This is a genomic window from Streptomyces sparsus (assembly GCF_054776295.1).
In genome coordinates this window covers 1-4,511 of the sequence record NZ_BAAHCA010000377.1, presented here as the reverse complement: position 1 = coordinate 4,511, position 4,511 = coordinate 1, and the positions used below count along the sequence as shown (strand labels likewise).

Annotated in this window: 5 protein-coding genes; 2 read left to right on the top strand and 3 right to left on the bottom strand. The window is 73.2% G+C overall.

Annotated elements, in window-relative coordinates:
• Positions 1-23: 23 nt before the first annotated feature.
• A complete protein-coding gene (locus ACYVE9_RS16700) occupies positions 24-242 on the bottom strand; it encodes a hypothetical protein (protein ID WP_461028662.1) in 219 nt (72 codons plus the stop codon).
• Positions 239-1,729, bottom strand: a complete 1,491-nt coding sequence (locus ACYVE9_RS16695) for a PspC domain-containing protein (protein ID WP_461028661.1) — start codon at positions 1,727-1,729, stop codon at positions 239-241. The genes ACYVE9_RS16700 and ACYVE9_RS16695 overlap by 4 nt, the downstream gene beginning before the upstream one ends.
• A gap of 135 nt (positions 1,730-1,864) precedes the next feature.
• On the opposite strand from ACYVE9_RS16695, the gene ACYVE9_RS16690 reads away from it, so the two are divergent.
• Both ACYVE9_RS16690 and ACYVE9_RS16685 read left to right on the top strand, forming a co-directional pair.
• The gene (locus ACYVE9_RS16690; RefSeq protein WP_461028660.1) at positions 1,865-3,139 is read left to right on the top strand and encodes an ATP-binding protein; all 1,275 of its coding nucleotides are present in this window, start codon (positions 1,865-1,867) and stop codon (positions 3,137-3,139) included.
• Complete coding sequence (locus tag ACYVE9_RS16685; RefSeq protein WP_461028659.1) at positions 3,136-3,822, top strand: LuxR C-terminal-related transcriptional regulator; 687 nt, start codon at positions 3,136-3,138, stop codon at positions 3,820-3,822. Before ACYVE9_RS16690 ends, ACYVE9_RS16685 begins: the two co-directional genes overlap by 4 nt.
• A gap of 39 nt (positions 3,823-3,861) precedes the next feature.
• On the opposite strand, the gene ACYVE9_RS16680 is transcribed toward ACYVE9_RS16685, so the two are convergent.
• Positions 3,862-4,023 carry a hypothetical protein gene (locus ACYVE9_RS16680; RefSeq protein ID WP_461028658.1) on the bottom strand — a complete coding sequence of 54 codons (162 nt, stop codon included), beginning with the start codon at positions 4,021-4,023 and terminating at the stop codon, positions 3,862-3,864.
• Positions 4,024-4,511: the final 488 nt, after the last annotated feature.

Below are 4,511 nucleotides of genomic sequence, written 5' to 3'. Positions count from 1 at the left end.
CGCGCCCGCGAACACGCCGCCCGTCAGGAGGAGCGCCGGCGGTCGCGGCGGTCACGACGGACCAGGTGGTCCACGCCGGCGACCAGACCGGACAGCAGCAGCGCGGCCGGCAGCAGCACCACCACCGCCGTGGCCGGCAGGCTCACCTCACCGAGCGCCCGCAGCAAGAAGACGGCCGCGATCCCCATCAGGGACAGCCCCAGCACCAGCCGGGCGGGGTCGAAACGCTGAAGCCTGCTCATGCCGCCGCCACCCTCTGCTCCGCGCCGTAGCCCCGGCCGCTGTACGACCGGCCGGCCGCCTCTGCCTCCCTCACCCCTCCGGCGCCGTCCGACGCCGACTCCGTCCCGCCCCCGCCGGTGTCCGGGCCCCCGCCCGTGCCGTCGGGGGTGCCGCCTTCCGTGCCGTCCGCGGGTTGCCCGGCGTCCGTCACCGGTACCTGCACGACCCGCACCTCCCCGATTCCCAGGTCGATGCGCAGCCGCAGCTCGCCGCCCGGCTCGCGCCCCCCGCGGGGCTCCACCGTGTGGTCCTCGTTGAGGCCCACTCCGCCGCCGTCCACCTGCGTGCCCTCACCGCCCTCGTACCGCTGCGACGGAAGCTCGTATCCGCCCACACCGATCTTCAGTTCCAGGTCGACGCTCAGGTTCTCCGGCACGAACACCTCCACCTTGCCCGCGCCGATCTGCATGCTGGTGGCCACCTGCTCGCCCTCGTCGAGGCGCAGCTCGGACAGGTCGAGCAGAGCCTGACCGGAGCCGAGCTGGTACTCGTCCAGCACCTGGTCGGACCGGGTGGGCGTCCACTGGGCGTTCACCCATTGGGTGCCGATGTTCTTGGGCACCAGCGTGGCGCCCGTCAGCAGGCCCGCCGTCATCAGCACCACCAGGATCGTGCCGCCCCCGGTACGGCCAGCGAAGGCACTGATCGCCAGGCCGAGGCCGAGGGTCGCCAGGCCGGCGCTCAACCCCATGACCAGCACCGTGCCCAGCGGCTCCGCCGACCAGGCGAGCGCGGTGACGAGCGCGGCCGTCAGCAGTCCGCTCAGGCAGACCAGCCCTCCGATGGACCGCTCCCGCGGCGGGCGGACCGCCTCCTTGCTGCCGGTGTAGACCGGCATCGGCACCCCGCCGGGCGTCGCGGTGTACACCCCGTCGTCCGGCCCCCACAGATAGCCGCTGTCGGCCGTCGCCGGGCCCCGCCACCACGACGGGGAGGACGGGACGGGCGGCGCCTGCGCCTCCGGCGGGGCGTCCGCGGACGGCTCCTGGCTGTCGTCGCCGTCCGTGCGGCTGGTGCGCGCCCAGTGCGCGGCCGCCCCGACGGCCACCGCCACCAGCAGCGAGAAGGTCATGCTGCGGTTGCTGCCGAGTGAGGCGAGCACCAGCCCGCAGCCGGCGAGCGCGCACAGCACGGCGGCCAGCGCCGCGCCCTCCACACGCCCGGACAGCATGCGCCGGCCCTCGTTCTCGTCCTCGCCCTCCAGCGGGACGAGCAGCCAGGCGAAGCCGTAGAACAGCAGACCCAGCCCGCCGATCACCGACAGCACGGCCAACGGCACGCGGAAGATCACCGGGTCGATACCGAAGTACCGTCCCAGCCCGCCGCACACGCCCGCCACCACCTTGTGCTGCTTGCTGCGCTCCAGCCGAGCCGGCGGCGGGCTGTCCGGGGCAGCGGCGGTCCGGTGCGCGGAGGCCGCCCCGGCGGGCCCCTGATCCTTGGTCATGCGTCCATCCTCGCGACTGGGACGCCCCGGCGGTATCCGGGACGTGCCCGGAAGTGTCCCTGACTTCCCTGCTCCGGGGTCGCTCAGGGACCGACCCTGATGTGCCCGGGGGGAACCACGTGTGACGATCGGGACATGACCACCGCCGCGCCGCCGCCCCCTCAGGCGTTGCCCCTGCGCAAGCTCTACCGCAGTTCCGAAGGCCGCTGGCTCGGCGGCGTGGCCCGCGGCCTCGCCGGGCACCTCGGGCTGCCGGTGTTCTGGGTACGGGCGGTCTTCCTCATCCTGTTCTTCAGCAGCGGCCTGGGCGTGCTGCTGTACGCGGTCTTCTGGTTCGTGGTGCCGCTGGGCGCCGGCGGTGTGAACTCCGCGCCGCGCGCCCCCCGGTCCGTGACCACCCCGGACGGCCGCCGGCAGCTGGTCCGCAAGGCCGACAAGGGGCACGTCTTCGCCGTCGTGGTCCTGATCGCGGCCGTGGTGGCCCTGGGCGAGAACCTCCAGTTCGGATCGGCCAACGCGTACGTCTGGCCGCTGCTGCTGATAGGCGTCGGCGTCGCCGTCGTGTGGCGGCAGGCCGACAACGCGCGACGCGCCCACTGGTCCGAGGTGAGCCGCCGCAGCCGTCTGCTGCCACTGGCCCGGTCCGCCGCCGGGGCCATCCTGGTGGGCGTCGGCGTGACCGGCTTCGTGTTCATCCAGGGGTCCGGGCGGCAACTGGGCTCGGTGCTCCAGGCCTCCGTCGCGGTCCTCGTCGGCATCGCGCTGCTGGCCGGCCCCTACCTCGTCCGCATCACCCAGGACCTGTCCGAGGAACGGCTGATGCGCATCCGCGCCCAGGAACGGGCCGAGGTCGCCGCCCACGTGCACGACTCGGTGCTGCACACCCTGACCCTGATCCAGCGCAACGCCGAGCAGCCCCGCGAGGTGACACGGTTGGCGCGGGCCCAGGAACGGGAGCTGCGGGAGTGGCTGTACAAGGGCGGCGAGGGCAACGGCAGGGCCGAGGAGGACGAGCCCAGTACCCTCGCCGAGGCCGTGAAGGCGACGGCGGCGGAGGTCGAGGACCACCACGGGGTGCCGGTGGAGGTGGTGTGCGTCGGCGACTGCCCGCTCGACGACCGGCTGGGCGCCCAGGTCCAGGCCGCGCGCGAGGCGATGGTCAACGCGGCCAAGTACGGTGGCAGCGGCGGCGCGGTGCAGGTGTTCGCCGAGGTCGAGGGGCGGACGGTCTTCGTCTCGGTCCGCGACCGGGGCCCCGGGTTCGACCTGGACGCGGTGCCCGCCGACCGGATGGGCGTGCGTGAGTCCGTCATCGGCCGCATGGAACGCAACGGCGGCACGGCCCGGATCCGGACGGCCCCGGGTGAGGGCACCGAGGTGGAGCTGGAGATGGAGAGGGCGGAAACATGAGCGACGTGACCGAGGAGCAGGCCCGCAGGGTCCGGGTGGTCCTGGTGGACGACCACCGGATGTTCCGGGCGGGTGTGCAGGCCGAGATCGGCGAGACCGACACCACGGGTGTCGAGGTCGTCGGTGAGGCCGGCGACGTCGACCAGGCCGTCACCGTCATCACCGCCACCCGCCCCGACGTGGTGCTGCTCGACGTGCACCTGCCCGGCGGCGGCGGCGTGGAGGTGCTGCGCCGCAGCGCGTCCCTGATGGCCGACGCCGCGTCCCCGGTGCGGTTCCTCGCGCTGTCCGTGTCCGACGCCGCCGAGGACGTCATCGGTGTCATCCGCGGCGGTGCCCGCGGGTACGTCACCAAGACGATCACCGGCAGCGACCTGGTCGGCGCGATCTTCCAGGTCTCGGAGGGCGACGCGGTGTTCTCGCCGCGGCTCGCCGGCTTCGTGCTCGACGCCTTCGCCTCGACCGACGCGCCGCCCGTCGACGAGGACATGGACCGCCTCACCCAGCGGGAGCGGGAGGTGCTGCGGCTCATCGCCCGCGGCTACGCGTACAAGGAGATCGCCAAGCAGCTGTTCATCTCCGTCAAGACCGTCGAGTCCCACGTCTCCGCCGTCCTGCGCAAGCTCCAGCTGTCCAACCGCCACGAACTCACCCGCTGGGCGACGGCCCGCCGCCTGGTCTGACGTCTGGCACCGCAGCGGGGGGGGGCGCGCGGCGGGTGCTCACGGCAGGTCGATCTCGGCCCACACGGTCTTGCCGACCGTGCGCGGGGCGACGCCCCAGCGGGAGTCAGATCGATGGCCGGTCGGACAGCATCCACCTTCCAGCCCACCGCGCCCCGGATCCGCGTGCGGCACCACGATTGCCAGGCGCAGGATCGCCACGCCACAGCCTGGCCGGCAGAGCCGGCCCTCGACACGTGCCCACGCAGTCAATGGGCGTCAGATCGCTTCTCTCCGACGCTGTGCCACGCACAGCGTCCACGATCGGCGCGATGCACCGGGGAGTACCGCAACTCCGAGCACTGACTATGACCCACTTTCCACGGCGCCCATCAGCGCTGTGGGGGGACGTCGCGCGCTGCTTCCGGCAAGCCGAGGTGCACGGCAAGCAGACCTGGAGCGCATCACGGCCGACGAACCGCTCGCCGCAACACGTACACCGCTCAACAAATGACTAGCCGTCAGATATGGGCTTTACTCCCGGTGCGTCGCGGGCACGAGGGTGGCCCGTGGCGTTGCCACCGCTGTTCGTCTGCCGGGAGAACCATGCACCACCGTCGTGATGTTCTGCGCCTGGGCGCGGGTGCCGCTGCCGTCGGGCTGGCGCTCGGGCTGACCGGCCACCGGGTGGCCGCCGCCACCGCGCCGGC

Excerpts from the sequence above, each read along its gene's own strand:
- ACYVE9_RS16690 (WP_461028660.1), top strand. The coding sequence starts at position 1,865 with ATGACCACCGCCGCGCCGCCGCCCCCTCAGGCGTTGCCCCTGCGCAAG.
- ACYVE9_RS16685 (WP_461028659.1), top strand. The coding sequence starts at position 3,136 with ATGAGCGACGTGACCGAGGAGCAGGCCCGCAGGGTCCGGGTGGTCCTG.
- ACYVE9_RS16700 (WP_461028662.1), bottom strand. The coding sequence starts at position 242 with ATGAGCAGGCTTCAGCGTTTCGACCCCGCCCGGCTGGTGCTGGGGCTG.
- ACYVE9_RS16695 (WP_461028661.1), bottom strand. The coding sequence starts at position 1,729 with ATGACCAAGGATCAGGGGCCCGCCGGGGCGGCCTCCGCGCACCGGACC.